The 18,319-nt window shown below is 69.6% G+C and carries 20 protein-coding genes and 1 riboswitch; of the genes, 15 read left to right on the top strand and 5 right to left on the bottom strand.

Going from position 1 to position 18,319, the window contains the following annotated elements:
* Nucleotides 1-119: 119 nt before the first annotated feature.
* A complete protein-coding gene (locus IH45_RS0105920; RefSeq protein WP_030662426.1) occupies nucleotides 120-833 on the bottom strand; it encodes a M50 family metallopeptidase in 714 nt (237 codons plus the stop codon).
* Nucleotides 834-1,162: 329 nt separating this feature from the next.
* On the opposite strand from IH45_RS0105920, the gene IH45_RS0105925 reads away from it, so the two are divergent.
* From IH45_RS0105925 to IH45_RS0105970, 9 genes are all read left to right on the top strand, one after another.
* On the top strand, nucleotides 1,163-1,369 hold the full coding sequence (locus IH45_RS0105925; protein WP_030662429.1) for a hypothetical protein: 207 nt from the start codon (nucleotides 1,163-1,165) through the stop codon (nucleotides 1,367-1,369).
* A complete protein-coding gene (locus IH45_RS0105930; protein ID WP_030662432.1) occupies nucleotides 1,350-1,868 on the top strand; it encodes a DUF6879 family protein in 519 nt (172 codons plus the stop codon). Before IH45_RS0105925 ends, IH45_RS0105930 begins: the two co-directional genes overlap by 20 nt.
* Nucleotides 1,865-2,695, top strand: a complete 831-nt coding sequence (locus IH45_RS0105935) for a helix-turn-helix domain-containing protein (RefSeq protein WP_030662435.1) — start codon at nucleotides 1,865-1,867, stop codon at nucleotides 2,693-2,695. The genes IH45_RS0105930 and IH45_RS0105935 overlap by 4 nt, the downstream gene beginning before the upstream one ends.
* A gap of 170 nt (nucleotides 2,696-2,865) precedes the next feature.
* Entirely contained in the window at nucleotides 2,866-3,042 is a 177-nt protein-coding gene (locus IH45_RS1000000148590; RefSeq protein WP_158812942.1) for a hypothetical protein, read from the top strand.
* A gap of 36 nt (nucleotides 3,043-3,078) precedes the next feature.
* Complete coding sequence (locus IH45_RS0105945; protein WP_030662441.1) at nucleotides 3,079-3,309, top strand: hypothetical protein; 231 nt, start codon at nucleotides 3,079-3,081, stop codon at nucleotides 3,307-3,309.
* A 79-nt stretch (nucleotides 3,310-3,388) separates the two neighbouring features.
* Entirely contained in the window at nucleotides 3,389-3,874 is a 486-nt protein-coding gene (locus IH45_RS0105950) for a hypothetical protein (RefSeq protein WP_030662444.1), read from the top strand.
* A gap of 232 nt (nucleotides 3,875-4,106) precedes the next feature.
* On the top strand, nucleotides 4,107-4,394 hold the full coding sequence (locus IH45_RS1000000145055) for a tyrosine-type recombinase/integrase (RefSeq protein ID WP_158812944.1): 288 nt from the start codon (nucleotides 4,107-4,109) through the stop codon (nucleotides 4,392-4,394).
* Between the two features lie 35 nt (nucleotides 4,395-4,429).
* Nucleotides 4,430-5,248, top strand: coding sequence for an SOS response-associated peptidase (locus tag IH45_RS0105965; protein WP_030662450.1), 819 nt, complete (start codon nucleotides 4,430-4,432; stop codon nucleotides 5,246-5,248).
* Between the two features lie 48 nt (nucleotides 5,249-5,296).
* Nucleotides 5,297-5,923, top strand: a complete 627-nt coding sequence (locus IH45_RS0105970) for an alpha/beta hydrolase family protein (RefSeq protein ID WP_030662452.1) — start codon at nucleotides 5,297-5,299, stop codon at nucleotides 5,921-5,923.
* Nucleotides 5,924-5,946: 23 nt separating this feature from the next.
* Here IH45_RS0105970 and IH45_RS0105975 read toward each other — a convergent pair whose 3' ends face one another.
* Nucleotides 5,947-6,540, bottom strand: a complete 594-nt coding sequence (locus IH45_RS0105975) for a helix-turn-helix domain-containing protein (RefSeq protein WP_030662454.1) — start codon at nucleotides 6,538-6,540, stop codon at nucleotides 5,947-5,949.
* 345 nt (nucleotides 6,541-6,885) lie between these two features.
* Here IH45_RS0105975 and IH45_RS0105980 point away from each other — a divergent pair, with 345 nt between their 5' ends.
* The 4 genes from IH45_RS0105980 (at nucleotide 6,886) to def (ending at nucleotide 10,254) form a co-directional block, all read left to right on the top strand.
* Nucleotides 6,886-7,584, top strand: coding sequence for a sigma-70 family RNA polymerase sigma factor (locus IH45_RS0105980; RefSeq protein WP_030662456.1), 699 nt, complete (start codon nucleotides 6,886-6,888; stop codon nucleotides 7,582-7,584).
* Nucleotides 7,581-7,988 carry a mycothiol system anti-sigma-R factor gene (gene rsrA / locus IH45_RS0105985; protein ID WP_030662460.1) on the top strand — a complete coding sequence of 136 codons (408 nt, stop codon included), beginning with the start codon at nucleotides 7,581-7,583 and terminating at the stop codon, nucleotides 7,986-7,988. The genes IH45_RS0105980 and rsrA overlap by 4 nt, the downstream gene beginning before the upstream one ends.
* Before the next feature lie 551 nt (nucleotides 7,989-8,539).
* Nucleotides 8,540-9,526, top strand: coding sequence for a tetratricopeptide repeat protein (locus IH45_RS0105990; protein ID WP_030370727.1), 987 nt, complete (start codon nucleotides 8,540-8,542; stop codon nucleotides 9,524-9,526).
* Between the two features lie 86 nt (nucleotides 9,527-9,612).
* A complete protein-coding gene (gene def, locus IH45_RS0105995; protein ID WP_030662463.1) occupies nucleotides 9,613-10,254 on the top strand; it encodes a peptide deformylase in 642 nt (213 codons plus the stop codon).
* A 24-nt stretch (nucleotides 10,255-10,278) separates the two neighbouring features.
* Here def and IH45_RS0106000 read toward each other — a convergent pair whose 3' ends face one another.
* Nucleotides 10,279-12,171 carry a transglycosylase domain-containing protein gene (locus IH45_RS0106000; RefSeq protein ID WP_030662467.1) on the bottom strand — a complete coding sequence of 631 codons (1,893 nt, stop codon included), beginning with the start codon at nucleotides 12,169-12,171 and terminating at the stop codon, nucleotides 10,279-10,281.
* Nucleotides 12,172-12,352: 181 nt separating this feature from the next.
* Between IH45_RS0106000 and IH45_RS1000000145060 the strand changes: the two genes are divergently transcribed.
* Nucleotides 12,353-12,712: a hypothetical protein gene (locus tag IH45_RS1000000145060; RefSeq protein WP_050514565.1), complete on the top strand. Its 360-nt coding sequence runs from the start codon at nucleotides 12,353-12,355 to the stop codon at nucleotides 12,710-12,712.
* Nucleotides 12,713-12,772: 60 nt separating this feature from the next.
* On the opposite strand, the gene IH45_RS0106010 is transcribed toward IH45_RS1000000145060, so the two are convergent.
* Both IH45_RS0106010 and IH45_RS0106015 read right to left on the bottom strand, forming a co-directional pair.
* A complete protein-coding gene (locus IH45_RS0106010) occupies nucleotides 12,773-13,837 on the bottom strand; it encodes a ribonucleotide-diphosphate reductase subunit beta (RefSeq protein ID WP_030662473.1) in 1,065 nt (354 codons plus the stop codon).
* Nucleotides 13,837-16,275 (bottom strand): ribonucleoside-diphosphate reductase subunit alpha, encoded by a 2,439-nt coding sequence (locus tag IH45_RS0106015; RefSeq protein ID WP_030662477.1) that lies wholly within the window; start codon nucleotides 16,273-16,275, stop codon nucleotides 13,837-13,839. The genes IH45_RS0106010 and IH45_RS0106015 overlap by 1 nt, the downstream gene beginning before the upstream one ends.
* 162 nt (nucleotides 16,276-16,437) lie before the next feature.
* A riboswitch (cobalamin riboswitch) is annotated at nucleotides 16,438-16,601 on the bottom strand.
* 286 nt (nucleotides 16,602-16,887) lie between these two features.
* Between IH45_RS0106015 and IH45_RS0106020 the strand changes: the two genes are divergently transcribed.
* The gene (locus IH45_RS0106020; protein WP_107058575.1) at nucleotides 16,888-18,234 is read left to right on the top strand and encodes a TolB family protein; all 1,347 of its coding nucleotides are present in this window, start codon (nucleotides 16,888-16,890) and stop codon (nucleotides 18,232-18,234) included.
* Nucleotides 18,235-18,319 lie beyond the last annotated feature (85 nt).

Below are 18,319 nucleotides of genomic sequence, written 5' to 3' on the forward strand. Positions count from 1 at the left end.
ACTGATAGTGCAGGCGGGGTCACGCTGCGGGGCCGGGCACCCGGCGGCACGCTCCGGGGCGTGTCCGGCGGGCGCCGGCGTACGGGGCGTACCGGCTCGGGCGCATGGACCGTACGGGCTCAGACGTCCAGCAGCCAGCGCCCGCCGCCGGCCAGCGAGCACAGCGTCACCACATGGAAGAGTCCCAGCCAGACGGCTGCCGGTACCCGGGTGAGCCGGGCCAGCTGGTCGGGGTCGGAGTCCCCGGCCCGGCCGCGGCGCCGCTTTCCCTGGAGCTCGAAGGGCGGCCGTACGCCGCCCAGCAGCAGGAACCACACGACCGCGTACGCGAACGCCGCCTGCACCTCTGGAGCGGTCAGCCAGGAGACGAGGAAGAAGGCGGCGCCGGCCAGCACCACGGTCAGTACGCCGTACGCGTTGCGGATCATCAGCAGCATCGCGGCGAGCAGCGCGGTGGCGCCCCACAGCAGCGCCGTGATGTGCCCGGAGGCCAGCAGCCAGGCGCCGAGGAGCCCGAGCAGGGACGGTGTGACGTATCCGGCGGCGGCGGTGAGGATCATGCCGAGGCCGGTCGGCTTGCCGCGCGAGACGGTCAGCCCCGACGTGTCGGAGTGCAGCCGGATGCCGGACAGCCGGCGCCCGCTGAGCAGCGCGACCAGGCCGTGCCCGCCCTCGTGGGCGATGGTGATGGCGTTCCGGGACAGCCGCCAGGCGCGGTACGGGGTGATCGCGGCCAGCGCGACCACCGCCGTGACGACGACGAGCCAGGGCGGCGGGTCGGGCTGGATGCCGAAAACCCTGTCCCATACGTCGGTGATATGACCGGTGTCCATCTCTCCCCTTGGTCTGGCGTGGCACTGTGGCATGCATGTGCGGACGGTATGGAAGCCGTCCAGCAAACACGACTTCTCTGTGACACCAAACCCGCAGCTCACAGGCTTAGAGCCCCGGTTCGTCCCGGGGCTCTTTGCGTACCCGCGCTGACTCCGTGCTGAGTTTGGTGGAGTCCGTTTCGGAGTGGTTGGGGGCACTGCGATGGTGTCGTGCTGACCAAGACGCTCGGACGGGGAGGGCGGTTTCCTGTTCTCTCAACTGGCACACCTTGACCCGCTGTCACGCGCTCGGGAGCATCGGACACACAACCTCACACCAGGGGGAAGCCATGCCCGCCAGGCGACTCGTCGGCGAATGCGAGGGCGGCACTTGCGCCACCCTGTACGCCGTTGACGGCACCGGTGACTTACTCGTCCAGGGGTACAACACCAGCGAGACGGAGACGGCCGGAATCGACGTTCCGGCGGGGGAGTCCGTAGTCCGCATCCCCGCCCACATCATCGAGAGGTACGCCCGTGAATATCTCAACGGATGAGTTCGGGAAACTCTTCACCACGTTCGAGCGGGAAGCATTCCGGCTGGAAGCGCTGGACGATTACAGTGGCTCATCCAACCCGGAAATGATCCGCGCTTTTCTGGCCGGGGAGCCCCAGCCTGCCGAGTACAACCAGCAGTGGGTTGACGACGTACGCGCAAACACCGAAGCGGGTAAGCGCATGTATCGCGTCCACGTGGTCTCGCGACCGCTTACGGATTACCTTCGATTCGAACTCGGATGGGGCTACGTCAAAAATCAGGCGGCAGGCGAAGAGTTCTTCATCCTTGATGCTACCGACCGGGATAATCCGGTTTCCGGCGTGCCGGATTTCTGGATGTTTGACGAATCTCAGATCGCCTCGATGAACTATGGCGAGAACGGGAAGTTCCTCGGAGCTGAACTACAGGCCGACGCATCTCAATGGCTCGAGATTCGCAATGTCGCAATGCGGAATTCCGTGCCGTTCTCCGACTGGTGGGCACAGTACGGCGAGTGAACGCTATTGACATCGGGCAGGCGCTGCGGGAACTGCGAGAGGCCAGCGGGAAGCAGGCCAAAGTCGTGGCCCGTGGCGCTGCCATGTCGCCAAGCAAGCTCAGCAAGATTGAGAATGGGGTACTTGCGCCTAGCGTCATCGACGTGGAACGCATCTTGGCAGCCCTGGAAGTCTCCGAGGAGGCCAAGGTTCGGCTAATGGAGATTGCCCGGCAGGTAGCCACGGAAGCCACCGCATGGCGTATATACCGACGCTCGGGGCTCCACAAACATCAGGAAGAGATTAGGGCCATTGAGGCCAGTACGACGCTACTCAGGCTGTTTCAGCCGTCCTGCATCCCCGGGCTACTCCAGACCCCCGAATATGTGAGGGGAATCCTGGAAGGCTGGAATCTCACCGAAGACGCACTAGAGAAAATGGTCGGTGCTCGACTCAAGCGCCATGATGTGCTGCACCATGAGGGGCGAAGCTTCCATTTCCTGATCACAGAATCAGTGCTCCGCTGGGAGATAATTGGAGTTCGGTCGATGGCAATGCAGCTAGACAAGATCATCAGCATGTCGAGATTCCCTAACATCACGATCGGCGTTGTTCCGCAGCGGGGAGTCAAGCCAGGACTGCCTACATCGGCATTCGTCCTCTTTGATACTCGGCTAGCCACAATCGAAGTCCCGCACGCCGAGATCACCACTACCGAGATTCCCGACATCGACCTCTACCTGGACAAGTTCCGGAATTTCGAGCGAGTGGCCGTTACCGGCGACGACATGCGGGACCTCGTGTCAGGCATTCGGGACGACTTCTTGAGGCAACAGGAAACGGACTAGAGGATTCGCCACGGCGGCCCGAGGATGTATTCATGCCGACCGAACCGAAGAACCACAGGAAGAGCGTCCCGCAGGGGTGGCGGATGGACCCGATCCCCAGCCGCAAGGCGTACCGGGATGATGATGGGAACATTCGTGTCCCGATGTGGTTGACGAAGAACGGTCGGCACATGGCAGACACAGAAATGGTCCTGCTTCCGTCCGAGGCCGCTCTACTGGCCGAAAGTCTGGCCAATGCCATGCGGGACGGCCCCAGGTCGATGCTGGACGAACTCTTCCGTGAGTCCGCCACGGCTCTTGCTCCCGGCGTCGTGTACGTGCAGAAGCCGGAGCAGTACCCGTTCTGAGCCTGCCCTTCACTGATCTATCAGGAAGGCACAGCCATGGCCCGAACCGACCTGTACAGCCTGTCCATCGACGGCGCCTCATTCCTCAAGGCGTGCGGGGGCAACACGCACCCGGACGGCGAATCCTGCGCCACGTTGGCGAAGATCGGCCCCAATGCGTGGGCCTTGGGTGACAGCAAGCGGCCCGGTGCGGAGCCGCTGAGGTTCACCACCGCCGAACTGAACGCGGCCGGTATCGACCCGGCCCGCTTCGGCCTCTCGGCCTGAATGGCCGCTCCCTGACTGGCGGCCTCTGTTCTCTGGGGAGGCGGAGGCCGCCTTCAACTGTTCTGACGAGGATCATCAGTTGCACTGTCACGGCTACCTGTGGACGGGCTCGAAGAAGCGGTTCGACGAGGAGGCTTTGCGGCGGCCTCCCCAGCCCGATCCGCCCCCGGCCCCGGCCGGTGACGACGACACCGAAGGAAAGCGGCTAGTCGAACGCTATCGGGTAGTGCGGGCAGAGTTCCCCGTCAGCGACCTGCCCCCGCTGGAAACGGCGCGCTGGCTCTCCAAGCCCGGCAGGCTGGCACGGGGGACCTGGGACGAGCCGAAGGAAGCCGCCGAATGGCTCGGGGAACAGCTCGCCGCGTACGCACCCCGGTTCGGATCCGAAGAGGACCGCGACACAACCCGGCTGGCCATACTTGTCAGCTCCGCCGCCGAACGGCTGGCATGGGGCGGCGACGTGTCGCACGGCTTCTATCTCGAACGACCCTCGTTCCTGTCCCTGGTCCTGGTGTGCTGCTCCCCTAACCGCACCCTGCCGGACCAGGACTGCCCGCTGCGGTAGGCCCCTCAGTCACCCTCCGTGCTGGCCGGCGTGGCGTTCCGTGTGCTGACGTGCGCCAGGTACTCGTCCGTCGTCATGCCGAGGTACGGCACGTACCGACGCATGGCAGCCTCACGTGGTAGCGGTCGTCCTCGGGTCCTCGATCCAGTCCGCCACTCCGCCGCCCCCATGTCACGGCGGGAGGGTGTTCCTGGCCCGTTGCGCGGCCGTGGGGTTCTGCACCATCTTCAGCATGGCGTCAGCGAGTGCGCGTGACTACTCGACGGCTTTCCGGAAGGTCATCAAGACTCTCGGGTTCGACTGGTCGCCTCACGACCTCCGGCACTGGATCGCCTCTACAGCGCTCAGCAGCGGTCTGCCATTGTTGGACGTGTCCGGGTGGCTCGGACACAAGTCCAGCAACGAGACGGCCGACACGTACGGCCACCTCGCGCCGGACTCGACCGGACGAGCCATCGCGGTCATGGATGTGGCGATTACCCGGCACCGTGCTGACGTGGTGCTGACTATGGCGGCCTGACTCGGGGAATCCGCAGGTCAGAGGTGTGGTTCACGATGTGCGGACGGTATGCAGCGAGTCGCAGCCCCGAGGATCTGGTGGGGCTCTTCGAGGTCGAGAAGTGGGAACCGGAGGAGACCCTGGCGCCCGACTGGAACGTCGCCCCGACGAAGAACGTCCACGCGGTGCTCGAACGTCCCCTGAAAGACGCGGAAGACCGCCGTCCGGTTCGCCAGCTGCGGAGACTGACCTGGGGACTGGTCCCGTCCTGGGCGAAATCGCCCGATGTCGGGGTGAAGATGATCAACGCCCGCGCGGAGACGGTGCACGAGAAGCCGTCGTTCCGGCGGCCGTTCGCGGCCCGCCGCTGCCTGCTGCCCGGCGACGGCTACTACGAGTGGGTCACGGCCGCCGCCGAACGGCAGCTGGAGGAGCAGGGCCGGCGCAAGCGCCCGCGCAAGCAGCCGTACTTCGTCACACCGGCGGACGGGCAGGTGATGGCGCTGGCCGGGCTGTACGAGTTCTGGCGCGACCGTACGCTGCCCGAGGACCACCCGCAGGCGTGGTGGGTGACCTGCACGGTCGTCACGACCGAGGCCGAGACCACGCCGCTGGCGAACGCGGGCGGCGGCGAGGGCCCGCAGTCGCTCGCCGACATCCACCCGCGGATGCCGCTGGTCATGACGCCCGACAAGTGGGACGCCTGGCTCGACCCGGCCCGTACGGAGGTGGACGACATCGTGCCGCTGCTCGCGCCACCGCCCGCCGGGCTGATGCGCGCGTACCCGGTGCCGTCCGAGGTGAGCAACGTCCGCAACAACGGGCCCGAACTGGTCAAGGAGCTGCCGGCGCCGGAGGAGGAGACGCTGTTCTGACGCGCGCCCCGGAGCCGGTCCGCGGGGCCGGGACGGCAGGATGAGGGCGTGAGCGAAACAGTTGAGACTCCTGTGGGTGAGGCGCGCATCACCTGGCACCCGGCGGAGGACGCGCGGGCCGTCCTCGCCGTCAGCCATGGCGCGGGCGGCGGCATCGAGGCCCGGGACCTGCGCGCGCTGGCCGCCGCGCTGCCCGCGCGCGGCTATACCGTCGCGCTGGTCGAGCAGCCGTGGCGGGTGGCCGGCAAGAAGCTGGCCCCGGCGCCCAAGACGCTGGACACCGCGTGGACCGCGCTGTGGCCCGCCCTGGAGAAGCCGGGACTGCCGGTGGTCGCGGGCGGGCGCAGCGCGGGGGCGCGAGTGGCCTGCCGTACGGCTCGCGGCCTGGGCGCGCACGCCGTACTGGCGCTCAGCTTCCCGCTGCACCCGCCGGGCAAGCCGGAGAAGTCGCGCGCGGACGAACTGACCGGGGCCGGGCTGCCGACGCTGGTGGTGCAGGGCGGCCGTGACCCGTTCGGGCGGCCGCCGGAGTTCCCGGCGGGCACCCGCGTCGTCGAGGTGCCGCACGGGGACCACGGCTTCGCCGTACCGAAGAAGGCGGACCTCGACGAGCCCGCGGCGATGGCCCTGCTCACGGACGCGGTGGGGGAGTGGCTGGACGGCCTCTTCGCCTGAGCCGGCCCGGTCCCGTACGTGCTTCAGTCGCCGTCCCCCTTGGACCGCGGCTTGGCGCGTACGTGCATCCGCTCGCCCTGCCGCCCGAAGAGGCTGAGGATCTCCACCGGCTTGTCGTCCGCCGGGCCGAACCAGTGCGGCAGCCGGGTGTCGAACTCCGCGGCCTCGCCGGAGCGCAGCACCACGTCCCGGTCCGCGAGCAGCAGCCGCAGCCGCCCGGAGAGCACGTACATCCACTCGTAGCCCTCATGGGTGCGCTGTTCGGGCGTGCCCGGCACCGGATCGATGACCATCTTGTACGCCTGGAGGCCGCCGGGCTGCCGGGTCAGCGGCACGAACGTCATGTGCTTACGGCGCTGCGGCACCGCGCGCACCCGCGGATCACCCACCTCCGGCGCGCCGACCAGCTCGTCCAGCGGCACCTGATGGGCCTGGGCGAGCGGCAGCAGCAGCTCCAGGGTGGCCTTGCGCCCGCCCGATTCCAGGCGCGAAAGGGTGCTCACCGAGATGCCCGTCGTCTCCGAGAGCGCGGCGAGCGTCACCCCTCTCTCCTGCCGCAGCCGTCGCAGCCGCGGCCCCACGTCCGTCAGCACCCGTTCGTACGCCTTCTCGTCCATGTCTTCATTGCCGATCCGGCAAGCGTGTTTGTCAAGAGTCCGGGGGCGTTCCGGCGGCCCCCGCGGGCCCGCGTGACCATGCTCACGTGCCGCCCGCGCGGCGCGGGAATGACGTGCGGGGTGCGGCTGTTGTGCGGGTTGCAGGAACGTTGAAGGAATCTTCGAAGAATGGGAGCCCGCCGCATGGGAATCGCTTGCCCAGCCCGCCCGCAGGCCGCTGACCTGCAGTGGACACAGCTGCGCGGCGCCCAGGCCGCCATGGCTGGAGCGGCGGCGGTACCGGATCGTCGTCTATTCTCCGATTCGAGCGGGTCGGTATCCGGACCCGTCACGGTGTTGGAGGAGGTGGGTCCGGTCACCGGTACCGACGCAGGGACCGACGGCACGGCAGGGGAACACGCTGGCAACGGGAAGCGGGAGACGGACGCCGAGCGCAACGCGCGCTTCGAGCGGGACGCGCTCACCTTTCTGGACCAGATGTATTCGGCCGCGCTGCGCATGACGCGCAACCCGGCCGATGCGGAGGACCTGGTTCAGGAGACGTATGCCAAGGCGTATGCGTCCTTCCACCAGTTCCGTGAGGGAACGAACCTCAAGGCGTGGCTGTACCGCATCCTCACGAACACCTTCATCAACTCCTACCGCAAGAAGCAGCGCGAACCCCAGCGCAGCGCCGCCGAGGAGATCGAGGACTGGCAGCTGGCACGCGCCGAGTCGCACATGTCGACCGGTCTGCGCTCCGCCGAGTCCCAGGCGCTGGACCACCTGCCGGACTCCGACGTGAAGGCCGCCCTTCAGGCCATTCCGGAGGAATTCCGCATCGCGGTCTACCTCGCGGACGTCGAGGGCTTTGCGTACAAGGAGATCGCCGACATCATGGGTACACCCATCGGCACGGTGATGTCCCGTCTGCACCGCGGCCGGCGCCAACTGCGCGGCATGCTGGAGGATTACGCCCGTGAGCGTGGGCTGGTCCCCGCCGGGGCGGGCGCTGCGACCGCGCAGTCGTCGCAGTCGCACGATCGGAAAGGCTCGGGATCATGAGCTGCGGAGACCCGCACGAGAAGGACTGCTCAGAGGTCCTCGACCATCTGTACGAGTATCTCGACCGCGAGATGCCGGCCGGTGAATGCGAGAAGTTCCAGGAGCACTTCGACGAGTGCTCGCCCTGCCTGGAGAAGTACGGGCTGGAGCAGGCCGTCAAGAAGCTGGTCAAGCGCTGCTGCGGCCATGACGACGTACCGACCGACCTGCGGTCGAAGGTCATGGGCCGGATCGACCTGATCCGTGCGGGCGAGGCGGTGCCCGAGCAGAGCGTGCTGGAGCAGGCGAAGCAGGAGCAGGCGGCGGCCCGCGCCGCCGCGGCCGCCAAGACCCCCGGACAGCCGTCCGGGCCGGGCCAGGGCGGCACGCTCGACGCGCGCGGTGAGACCGCGCGGGCCGAATAGCGGCGTATCACCCGAAGGGGTGAGGGGCGGGGCGTTTCGTCCCGCCCGGATCTTCACAGCTTCCCCGCCCGTAGGGCGCCAACTTCCGCGCAGCGGTGCGCCGTTCCCGTACGCCCCGCTGCCGCCCGCCGTCCCGGCGTACGCATCGCGCGCCGCCTCGGGGCACGGCGTTTGCGCGGTCCCCGGAGCCTCATCCGACGTACGGCCCGGCCGCGTTGCCGACGGCCGCCTCGTGGCGCAAGCCCGTACGGACCCCTCCTGCCGTCACCCCTCCCAGATCGCCACAAACACCCGCGCAAGGTCACGGAACCGATGGGTAATGAGCGGCCCCGGAGATGGGCATGGTTGGATGCGAAGGAACCCCCACGAACGGGGATTCAGGGGGTCCGCGAAAGGCAAGGAGCCGATGAGGGGGTCGGTGGCGGGCCGCGGTCGGCGCGGCAACCGGGCTGAGCCCGGCGGCAATCTGTGGCAGGTTGTCGAGTGGGCCCTCGAACGGCCCCCGGCCTCCGTCCGGGCGGCATCCAGGAAGCAACCAGCAGGCGGGAATCGTGAGGATCTTCGGCAAGGTACGGCACCGGCCCTCCGCCTCGTGGCGGCAGGCGACCGACCGCGCTTTCACGCTGATCGGTGACGGCCGTTACGAGGACGCGGGCGCGCTGCTGACCCGGGCGGCGGACATGGAGCCGTGGCTGTCGGAGTCCTGGTTCAACCTCGCGCTGCTGCACAAGTTCCGGCACGACTGGGAGCAGGCACGCGCCGCCGGACTGCGCGCGGTCGCCCTGCTGGACCGCGAGGCCGGCGCCCCCGACTGGTGGAACGTGGGCATCGCGGCCACCGCACTCCAGGACTGGCCGCTGGCCCGGCGCGCCTGGCAGGCGTACGGACTCAAGGTCCCCGGCGAGGGGTCGCCGTCCGCGGAACCGGTCGGCATGGAGCTGGGCAGCGCCGCCGTGCGCCTGTCGCCCGAGGGCGAGGCCGAGGTGGTCTGGGGCCGCCGGCTGGACCCGGCCCGGATCGAGGTGCTCTCCATCCCGCTGCCGTCCTCCGGGCGGCGCTGGGGCGAGGTCGTCCTGCACGACGGCGTCCCGAACGGCGAGCGCACCACCGCCGCGGGACCGTCCTTCCCGGTGTTCGACGAGATCGAGCTGTGGGCGCCCTCCCCGGTCCCCACCTGGGTCGTGCTCCTGGAGGCCGCCACCGAGGCCGACCGCGACGCCCTGGAGCGGCTGGCCGCCGACGCGGGCTTTGCCGCGGAGGACTGGTCGTCCTCCGTCCGCCTGCTGTGCCGTACGTGCTCGGAGAGCCGGATGCCCAGCGACGAGGGCGAGGGCGAGCACCTGGACCCGCACGACCACAGCGAACCGGGCCACCCGGGGCCGCTGGGCCACCGTACGGCGGGCTCCGGCTCGCTGTGGGTGCCGGAGCGCGAGTGCGGCATCGCGGCGCCCGCCGGCCTGGTGCGCGGCCTGCTGGACGGCTGGGTCGCGGACAGCCCGGACACCCGGGAGTGGCGTGATCTGGAAGAGGTCTGCTGAGCGCCGCCGGAGCGCCCCGTAGGCTGGTGGGCGAACATTTCGGGTTTCCGAGATTCTCAAGGTTCTCAGGAAGGCGTACGGCGGAGATGGCGCAACAGCCTGTTTTTGACCACAACGAAGAGCGGGCGGCGGAGGGCTTCGTCGACGACGTCACCGGCGCGGAAGAGCGGGAGGTGGCGCACCGCGAGCGCGGTACGTCCCGCCCGATCACCGTCGTCGGCAACCCGGTGCTGCACAAGGAGTGCAAGGACGTCACCGCGTTCGACGACGAGCTGGCCCGGCTCATCGACGACATGTTCGCCAGCCAGCGCACGGCCGAGGGCGTCGGCCTGGCCGCCAACCAGATCGGCGTGGACCTGAAGGTCTTCGTCTACGACTGCATGGACGACGAGGGCGTACGCCACGTCGGCGCGGTCTGCAACCCGGTCCTGGAGGACCTGCCGGTCGAGCGGCGGGTGCTGGACGACTCCAACGAGGGCTGCCTGTCGGTGCCCGGCGCGTACGCGGAGCTGGCCCGCCCCGATTACGCGGTCGTCCGCGGCCAGGATGCCGAGGGCAACCCGATCAAGGTCGCGGGCACCGGCTACTTCGCGCGCTGCCTCCAGCACGAGACCGACCACCTGTACGGCTACCTGTACATCGACCGGCTCTCCAAGCGCGACCGCAAGGACGCGCTGAAGCAGATGGCCGAGCGCGAGCCGCGGTACCCGGTCGTCGCCAACGACTGAGCCCCGGCCCGGCCCGGCCGCCGCTCACCCCGCGGCGTAGGCCGCCCAGATCCGGGGCGGTATGCCGTTGCCGAACTGCGCGTCGCCGCCCACGCCCTCCATGGGCAGCAGCCGCGGCGCCCCCGGCTTGCTGCGGAAGACGGTGACGGCGGTGGTCAGCCCGCCGCCGTCCGCGCCGTCGTTGCCGATGAACCACGCCGAGCGCATGCGGTCCCGCGGCCCGGTGCCGCCCGCCCAGATACCGCGCGGCAGCTTCGCCGCGGTGTCCTGGGGCAGCGTTTTCCCGGCGTACGCCTGGAGCGCCCGGTTGATGCCGCGCGCCGCCCCCGGCTCCAGTACGCGGTGCGGTGCCGGCGGCGTGAGGCCCGGCAGCGGTGTGCCGCCGTGTTCCACCCTGGTCACCGAGTACGGCTCGGTCCGGTTGCCGTCGTTGCCGAAGAGCGAGTACGCGCCGGCCAGCCGGATCGCGCTGGGCGTGGAGGTGCCGAGCGGGAACGTGGGCTCCAGGCGCGCCAGGCTCGCCTTGTGCAGGCCAGCCTCGACCGCCGTGTCCCGTACCTTCTCCAGGCCGAGGCGCTTGCCCGCGGCGACGAACGGCGGGTGGGCGGAGGTCACCAGGCCCTCGTACAGATCCGGCGGCACACCAGCCTGCGACCCGGCCACGACCGGGGCGGATGTGGCCACGGGCGCGGCGGCGGCCTCCCGGGGCGCGCCGTCGCGGAGGGCGGCGGCCAGCACGAACGGCTTGAAGGCCGAGCCGGCCGGTACGCCCGCGGTGTCCGCGTTGTTCGCGAAGTGCTGCGTCGCGTCCGGGCCGCCGTAGAGCGCGACGAGCGCGCCGTCCCGGGGCCGCACCGACGCGGCACCGAATTCCACGTACGCGTCGGCGGCCCGCTTCTCCGGATCGATACCGCGGCGCCGCTCGTCCTCCACCGCTTTCACCAGCCGGGCCACCTTGTCCTTCTCGAAGGTGGTGTGAATGCGGTAGCCGCCGCGCGCGAGATCGCGGTCGGTCAGGCCGGTACGGCTCTTGAGGTACTTCTTCGCGGCGTCGACGAGGTAGCCGGTCTGGCCCTTCTGGCTGGTCGGGGTGACGGGTGCGCGCGGCTCGGGGAACCGCGTGTACCGGGCGCGCTCCTCCCGGCTCATCAGGCCGGTTTCCACTTCACGGTCCAGAATCCACTTCCAGCGTTCCACCGCGCGCCGGTGATTGTCCTCGCTCAGCGCCGGATCGTACTGTTCGGCCCCCTTGAGCAGCGCCGCCAGCGCCGCGCCCCGGCTGGGGTCCAGATCCTTGGCCGGAATGCCGTAGTACGCGTTCGCGGCGGCCTGGATACCGAACGAATGCCGCCCGAAATAACTGGTGTTGAGATACCCCTGGAGTATCTCCGACTTGGACTTGCGGTTGTCCAGCTTCAGCGCGATGAAGAACTCCTTCACCTTGCGCTTGAGAGTCTGGTCCTGCGAAAGATACGTGTTCTTCACATACTGCTGGGTGATGGTGGAACCGCCCTGCGCGTCCTGGCCCTGGGCCATGTTCACCGCGGCCCGTGCGATACCGGAGAGCGAGACCCCGGAATCGGAGTAGAAACTCGCGTTCTCGGCGGCGAGCACGGCGTGTTCCACCGGGTCGGGCACCTGGTCGAGGGTCACCTTCTGCCGGTTGACGGCGCCCTCGGTCACCATCTGGCTGCCGTCCGCCCAGTAGAAGACGGTGGCTTCCTGGCGTGCGGCGGCGTTCTCGTCCGGGATGTCGACCTGGGCGTACACGACGGCGAAGAGCCCGGCGAAACCGGCCGCGCCGACGGCCGTGACACCGAGCTGCTGTCTCCAGGACGGCAGCCACCGGCGCCATCCGGCACGGCCCCGGCGGGGATAGTCGATGAACCGCTTTCTCGGTTGCTCGCTGCCCTTCATGTAACGGGAGAGCAGGCGGCATACGGCCGGGTTGCCGTCGCCCGCGCGTTGTCATCGACTCATCAAATCCGGTCCGGATTCGTCGGACATTCGGCAGGCATAAAGAAGCGGACGGTGCCGGTCCGCGCGTGCGGACCGGCACCGTCGGGCAGTTCCGGGACCGGGGACCTAGGATCCGACCATGAAGGTGTATCTGACCAGGGACAGCGTCGCCATGGGTGACGACGCTGACGCCCCGCACGAGGACACCAGGGAGCTGCCCGCCGAGGTGCCGGTCCGTGAAGCGGTGGCCTCCGTCGTCAGGAGCGGTTACCTCGCCCCGATCGCCGGGGGCAGGGCCAGCTGGGTCCTGACCGGCGCCGGCGCCTCCATCGCGGTGGTCGCGCAGCAGTGGGAGGAGCCCCGGTTCCTCATCTCCGAGGGCTCCTCGCTGGCTTCGCTCGCCACCGGAGACGGAGTCGTCGAGTGGCACTTCCGCTATCTGGCCCAGCAGGACCCCGTAGCGGTTCACGAAGAGCTGCGGGCAGCACAAGCGACCTGAGTCCGGCCTCCGGACCCACGGTCGGTCACGGAACCGCGTTCCGGGCCGGCACCGGAAAACTCAGAACTCGTCGTCGAAGGAGACCGAGCCCTCGACGGCGACCTGGTAGGCCGAGGCGCGCCGCTCGAAGAAGTTGGTCAGCTCCTGGACGTTCTGCAGCTCCATGAAGGAGAACGGGTTCTCCGAGCCGTACACCGGCGGGAAGCCGAGGCGCTGGAGGCGCTGGTCGGCGACGCACTGGAGGTATTCGCGCATCGACTCGGTGTTCATGCCCGGCAGCCCGTCGCCGCACAGGTCCCGGCCGAACTGCAGCTCCGCCTCGACGGCCTCCTTGAGCATGTCGGTGACCTGGCGCTCCAGCTCGTCGTCGAAGAGGTCCGGCTCCTCCTCGCGCACCGTGTCCACGACCGAGAACGCGAAGTTCATGTGCATGGTCTCGTCGCGGAACACCCAGTTGGTGCCGGTCGCCAGGCCGTGCAGCAGGCCGCGCGAGCGGAACCAGTACACGTAGGCGAAGGCGCCGTAGAAGAACAGGCCCTCGATGCAGGCCGCGAAGCAGATCAGGTTCAGCAGGAAGCGGCGGCGGTCGGCCTTCGACTCCAGCCGGTCGATGGATTCCACCGAATCCATCCACTTGAAGCAGAATTCCGCCTTCTCCCGGATGGAGGGGATGTTCTCCACCGCGGCGAACGCGGCGGCGCGGTCGTCCGGGTCGGGCAGATAGGTGTCCAGCAGCGTCAGGTAGAACTGGACGTGCACGGCCTCCTCGAACAGCTGCCGGCTCAGGTAGAGCCGCGCCTCGGGGGAGTTGATGTGCTTGTACAGCGTCAGCACGAGGTTGTTCGCCACGATCGAGTCACCGGTCGCGAAGAACGCGACCAGCCGGCCGATCATGTGCTGCTCGCCGGGCGACAGCTTGGCGAGGTCGGCCACGTCCGAGTGGAGGTCGACCTCCTCCACGGTCCAGGTGTTCTTGATCGCGTCCCGGTAGCGGTCGTAGAAGTCCGGGTAGCGCATCGGGCGCAGGGTCAGCTCGAAGCCCGGGTCGAGCAGGTTCTTGCTGCCGGTGGTGGCGGTGTGCGAGGCGGCCGCGGTCGTCTCGTTCTTTTCGGGTGCGGTGGTCATTACTGGCATGCCTCGCAGGACTCGGGGTTTTCCAGGGAGCAGGCGACGGCCTCGGGGTCGGCCGCCTGAGCGGGTACGGGAGCGGTCTGCGCGCCCCCGCCCGTGCCGCGCGCGGACTGGGCGATACGGGTCGCCGGCCGCGAGCGGAGGTAGTACGTGGTCTTGATGCCGCGCTTCCAGGCGTAGGCGTACATCGAGCTGAGCTTGCCGATGGTCGGCGACGCCATGAACAGGTTCAGCGACTGGCTCTGGTCGAGGTAGGGCGTACGGTCCGCCGCCATGTCGATCAGCGCGCGCTGCGGGATCTCCCAGGCCGTGCGGTACAGCTCGCGGGTCTCGGCGGGAATCCAGTCCAGCTCCTGCACCGAGCCGTTGCCCTCGCGCAGCGCGTCACGGGTGCGCTCGTCCCACAGGCCCAGCGCCTTCAGCTCCTCGATCAGGTACGCGTTGACCTGGAGGAACTCGCCGCTCAGCGTCTCGCGCTTGAACAGGTTGGAGACCTGCGGCTCGATGCACTCGTACACGCCCGCGATGGAGGCGATGGTGGCGGTCGGCGCGATGGCCAGCAGCAGCGAGTTGCGCATGCCGGTCGCCGCGATACGGGTGCGCAGCGCCGCCCACCGGTCCGCCCAGCGCGGCTCGGCGTTCGGGTAGTGGTCGGGGTGCAGCACGCCCCGGGCCGTACGGGTCGCGGACCAGGCCGGGTGCGGGCCGTGCCGCTCGGCGAGGTCGGCGGACGCCTCGTACGCGGCGAGCATGATTCGCTCGGAGATACGGGTGGACAGCTCCCGCGCCTCGGGCGAGTCGAAGCCGAGCCGCAGCCGGAAGAAGACGTCCTGGAGGCCCATCAGGCCCAGACCCACCGGCCGCCAGCGCGAGTTGGAGGCGCCGGCCTGCTCGGTCGGGTAGAAGTTGATGTCCACCACGCGGTCGAGGAAGGTCACGGCCGTACGGACCGTGGCATCCAGCCGCTCCCAGTCCATCTCGCCGTTGTCACCCAGGTGGGCGGCGAGGTTGACCGAGCCGAGGTTGCAGACCGCGGTCTCGCCGTCGTCGGTGACCTCCAGGATCTCGGTGCACAGGTTCGAGGAGTGCACCACCTTGCCGGGCTCGGCGGTCTGGTTGGCGGTGCGGTTGGCGGCGTCCTTGAAGGTCATCCAGCCGTTGCCGGTCTGCGCGAGGGTGCGCATCATCCGCGCGTACAGGATGCGCGCCGGGACCTGCTTGACGGCCAGGCCCGCGGCCTCCGCCTTGCGGTACGCGGCGTCGAACTCGTCGCCGTACAGGTCCACCAGCTCCGGCGTGTCGCTGGGGGAGAACAGCGACCAGTCGGCGTCGGCCTCGACGCGGCGCATGAACTCGTCGGGGATCCAGTGCGCGATGTTCAGGTTGTGGGTGCGCCGGGCCTCCTCGCCCGTGTTGTCGCGCAGCTCCAGGAACTCCTCCAGGTCCGCGTGCCAGGTCTCCAGGTAGACGCAGGCCGCGCCCTTGCGCCGGCCGCCCTGGTTCACGGCCGCGACCGAGGCGTCCAGGGTGCGCAGGAACGGCACGATGCCGTTGGAGTGGCCGTTGGTGCCGCGGATCAGCGAGCCGCGGGCGCGCACCCGGGAGTACGACAGGCCGATGCCGCCGGCGTGCTTCGACAGGCGTGCCACCTGGTGGTAGCGGTCGTAGATCGAGTCCAGCTCGTCCAGCGGGGAGTCCAGCAGGTAGCAGGAGGACATCTGCGGGTGCCGGGTGCCGGAGTTGAAGAGGGTGGGGGAAGACGGCAGGTACGACAGCGAGCTGGTCAGCCGGTACAGCTCGGCGACGTCGTCCACGGCCCGCTCGCTGTGGTCCTCGGCCAGGCCGCAGGCCACGCGCAGCAGGAAGTGCTGCGGGGTCTCGATGACCTGCCGGGAGATCGGGTGGCGCAGCAGGTAGCGGGAGTGCAGGGTGCGCAGGCCGAAGTAGCCGAACCGGTCGTCGGCGCCGTCCGCCAGGGCGCGCTCGACCAGCGCGTCCAGGCGTGCCGCGTGGGTCCGCACGAACTCCGCCGTGTCGTCGGCGATCAGGCCCTCACGGTGCCCGACGGCGACGGAGGCGGAGAAGGCGGTCGCCCCCTCCGCGGCCGCCTCCTCCGCGATGGCACGGGTCAGCAGGCGGGCGGCCAGCTTGGAGTACTGCGGCTCGTCACCGATCAGGCCGGCGGCGGCCTCCATGGCCAGCGAGCGCAGTTCGGCCTCGTCGGAGCCGGGGTGACGGCCGCGCAGCGCGGCGGCGGCGATCTTGCCGGGGTCGGTGGCGTCCAGGTCGGCGGTGAGATCGGTCAGCGTGCGCAGCAGCGCGGCGCCGGGGCCGTCCCCGGTCCGGCCGCCGGCGTCCTGCCGGGGGTCCGTGTCCTTCGCGGGCTGCACGACCTGCCGGTCTGACGCGGGCTCCGTTGGCGCGATGGTCACGTGCTGCTCTCCCTCACTCGGCGGGGGCCCGAGGGGAGGCGCGCGACGGCCGCGTACGGGCGTGCGGCACCCCTGGCACGGCGAGGGGCGCGCGGGCACACCGCGCAGCGTCCACCGGCCCAACCCGCGAGGCCCGGACGTATCGACGACCGCGCCGGGGGTGGCGCGGGCGTACTGTGGGCAGGTCTTCGGACTCACGGGTGCGGATTGCCGCACTTCGTACACCGTTGCGGGACAGTTCCGGATTCGCACCGGATTCCCCTGCGACGACAGCGAGCACGAGCATACATCTTGTGCTGGCGCGTGCACCCACCCCCATATCTTGTGTCGCCTTGTGACGGGGTTGTCCGAAGCCGTGGTATTCGGCAGCCGTTCCGGGGCCGTTCGCAGGGCCCCGCGAAGCCGCCGTGAGGCCGTTCCGGAGCCGCCACGACGGCTTCCTGGAGCCGTTCCGGGCCATCCGGGCAGGGCTGGACGGGGGCTGATGCAGGGGGCGTATTGGTGGCGCGGAATGTCCCTGATGCGTTGACCGGGACTCCTGAAGCGTATTGGCTCCTTGTCTGCTCCGTCGTCCGGCGGGGCGGGTGGGGGACCTGATGCGAGGGGGGAATCATGCGAAGAAACGGTGCTGCGCGCGGCGCCGCCAGAGCCGTGGGGCTGCTGGCCGGAGCGTGTGCCGTGGCGGGGGTGCTGCCCGCGACGGCCGTTGCCGCGCCGCCGGTGGCCCCGGTGACCGAACGGGTCAGCGTGGCCGCGGACGGCACGCAGGGAAACGGTTTCTCGGGCGCTCCGACGCTCAGCGCGAACGGGCGGTTCGTGGCATTCACCTCGGAAGCCACCAATCTGGGGCCCGCCGACGCCAACAGCCAACAGGACGTCTACGTCAAGGATTTACGGACGGGAAAGGTCGACCTGGTCAGCGTCGCCGATGACGGCACCCGCGGCAACGCCCTGTCCGGCTCGCCCGAGATCAGCGCCGACGGGCGGTACGTGGCCTTCTACTCCGCGGCGACGAACCTGGTCCCCGGAGACACCAACGGCGAGGGCGACGTCTTCATCCGCGACCGGCTGACCGGGCACACCATCAGCCCCACCGCGGGCGCGGGCACGTCCCCGTACGGCTACGGCGTGCAGGACTTCGCCCTCAGCGGCAACGGCCGCCACCTCGCCTTCGGCTCGTCCCGCGCGGACCTGGTGCCCGGCGACACCAACGAGAGTCAAGACATTTTCGTCTACGATGTGCGGAAGAAAACGACGCAACGGGTCAGCGTGGCGAGCGACGGCACGCAGGCCGACGGCTTCTCCGGCTCCCCGTCGATCAGCGCCGACGGCCGCCGGGTGGCGTTCACCTCCAAGGCGAGGAATCTCACCCCCACCGGGCCCGGCTTCCGCCGCCCGCCGCCCGGGGGCCCGATGTACGTCCACGACCTGGACACCGGGCGGACGAGCGTGGCGAGCCTCGGCTCGACGGGCGCCGTGGTCAGCGTGACGCCGCTCCCGCGGCTCAGCCCGGACGGCCGGCATGTGGTCTTCACCTCCGTGGCCGACGACGTGGTCCCGGGCGACACCAACGGTACGTACGACATCTTCGACCGCGACCTGGAGAAGGGCACCACCCGGCTGGTCTCCCGCGCGCACGACGGGGCCCAGGCCAACGGCTGGTCCTCCGACGGGCGGCTCAGCGCGGACAACCGGCGGCTCTTCTTCACCTCCACGGCGACCAACCTGGTGCCCGGCGACACCAACGGCTATGTCGACGCCTTCGTCCGCGACCTGCGCACCGGGCGGGTCGAGCGGATCAATGTCACCGCGGACGGCGGCCAGTCGTCCTCCTGGGCCAATGGCGCGGTGCCCGACGCCACCGGACGGCTGGCGGTCTTCGACTCGCGCGACGACGGGCTGGTGCCCGGTGACACGAACGCGACGGGCGACGTCTTCGTCCGCCGGCTCCCGCGCTGACGTAACGGCGACGCACTGGCGTAACGGCGCGGACGCGTACGTGACATGCGTACCGGCGCGTCCGCGTACTCACGTACCCACCAGG

Source organism: Streptomyces rimosus subsp. rimosus, assembly GCF_000720725.1.
Lineage (GTDB): Bacteria > Actinomycetota > Actinomycetes > Streptomycetales > Streptomycetaceae > Streptomyces > Streptomyces rimosus_A.

What these genes read in the sequence shown, in the direction of transcription:
- IH45_RS0106010 (WP_030662473.1), bottom strand. Translation starts at nt 13,837, where the DNA reads ATGACCACCGCACCCGAAAAGAACGAGACGACCGCGGCCGCCTCGCAC.
- rsrA (WP_030662460.1), top strand. Translation starts at nt 7,581, where the DNA reads ATGAGCTGCGGAGACCCGCACGAGAAGGACTGCTCAGAGGTCCTCGAC.
- IH45_RS0106020 (WP_107058575.1), top strand. Translation starts at nt 16,888, where the DNA reads ATGCGAAGAAACGGTGCTGCGCGCGGCGCCGCCAGAGCCGTGGGGCTG.
- IH45_RS1000000145060 (WP_050514565.1), top strand. Translation starts at nt 12,353, where the DNA reads ATGAAGGTGTATCTGACCAGGGACAGCGTCGCCATGGGTGACGACGCT.
- IH45_RS1000000148590 (WP_158812942.1), top strand. Translation starts at nt 2,866, where the DNA reads ATGGCAGACACAGAAATGGTCCTGCTTCCGTCCGAGGCCGCTCTACTG.
- def (WP_030662463.1), top strand. Translation starts at nt 9,613, where the DNA reads ATGGCGCAACAGCCTGTTTTTGACCACAACGAAGAGCGGGCGGCGGAG.
- IH45_RS0105925 (WP_030662429.1), top strand. Translation starts at nt 1,163, where the DNA reads ATGCCCGCCAGGCGACTCGTCGGCGAATGCGAGGGCGGCACTTGCGCC.
- IH45_RS0105975 (WP_030662454.1), bottom strand. Translation starts at nt 6,540, where the DNA reads ATGGACGAGAAGGCGTACGAACGGGTGCTGACGGACGTGGGGCCGCGG.
- IH45_RS0105920 (WP_030662426.1), bottom strand. Translation starts at nt 833, where the DNA reads ATGGACACCGGTCATATCACCGACGTATGGGACAGGGTTTTCGGCATC.
- IH45_RS0106000 (WP_030662467.1), bottom strand. Translation starts at nt 12,171, where the DNA reads ATGAAGGGCAGCGAGCAACCGAGAAAGCGGTTCATCGACTATCCCCGC.
- IH45_RS1000000145055 (WP_158812944.1), top strand. Translation starts at nt 4,107, where the DNA reads ATGGCGTCAGCGAGTGCGCGTGACTACTCGACGGCTTTCCGGAAGGTC.
- IH45_RS0105945 (WP_030662441.1), top strand. Translation starts at nt 3,079, where the DNA reads ATGGCCCGAACCGACCTGTACAGCCTGTCCATCGACGGCGCCTCATTC.
- IH45_RS0105965 (WP_030662450.1), top strand. Translation starts at nt 4,430, where the DNA reads ATGTGCGGACGGTATGCAGCGAGTCGCAGCCCCGAGGATCTGGTGGGG.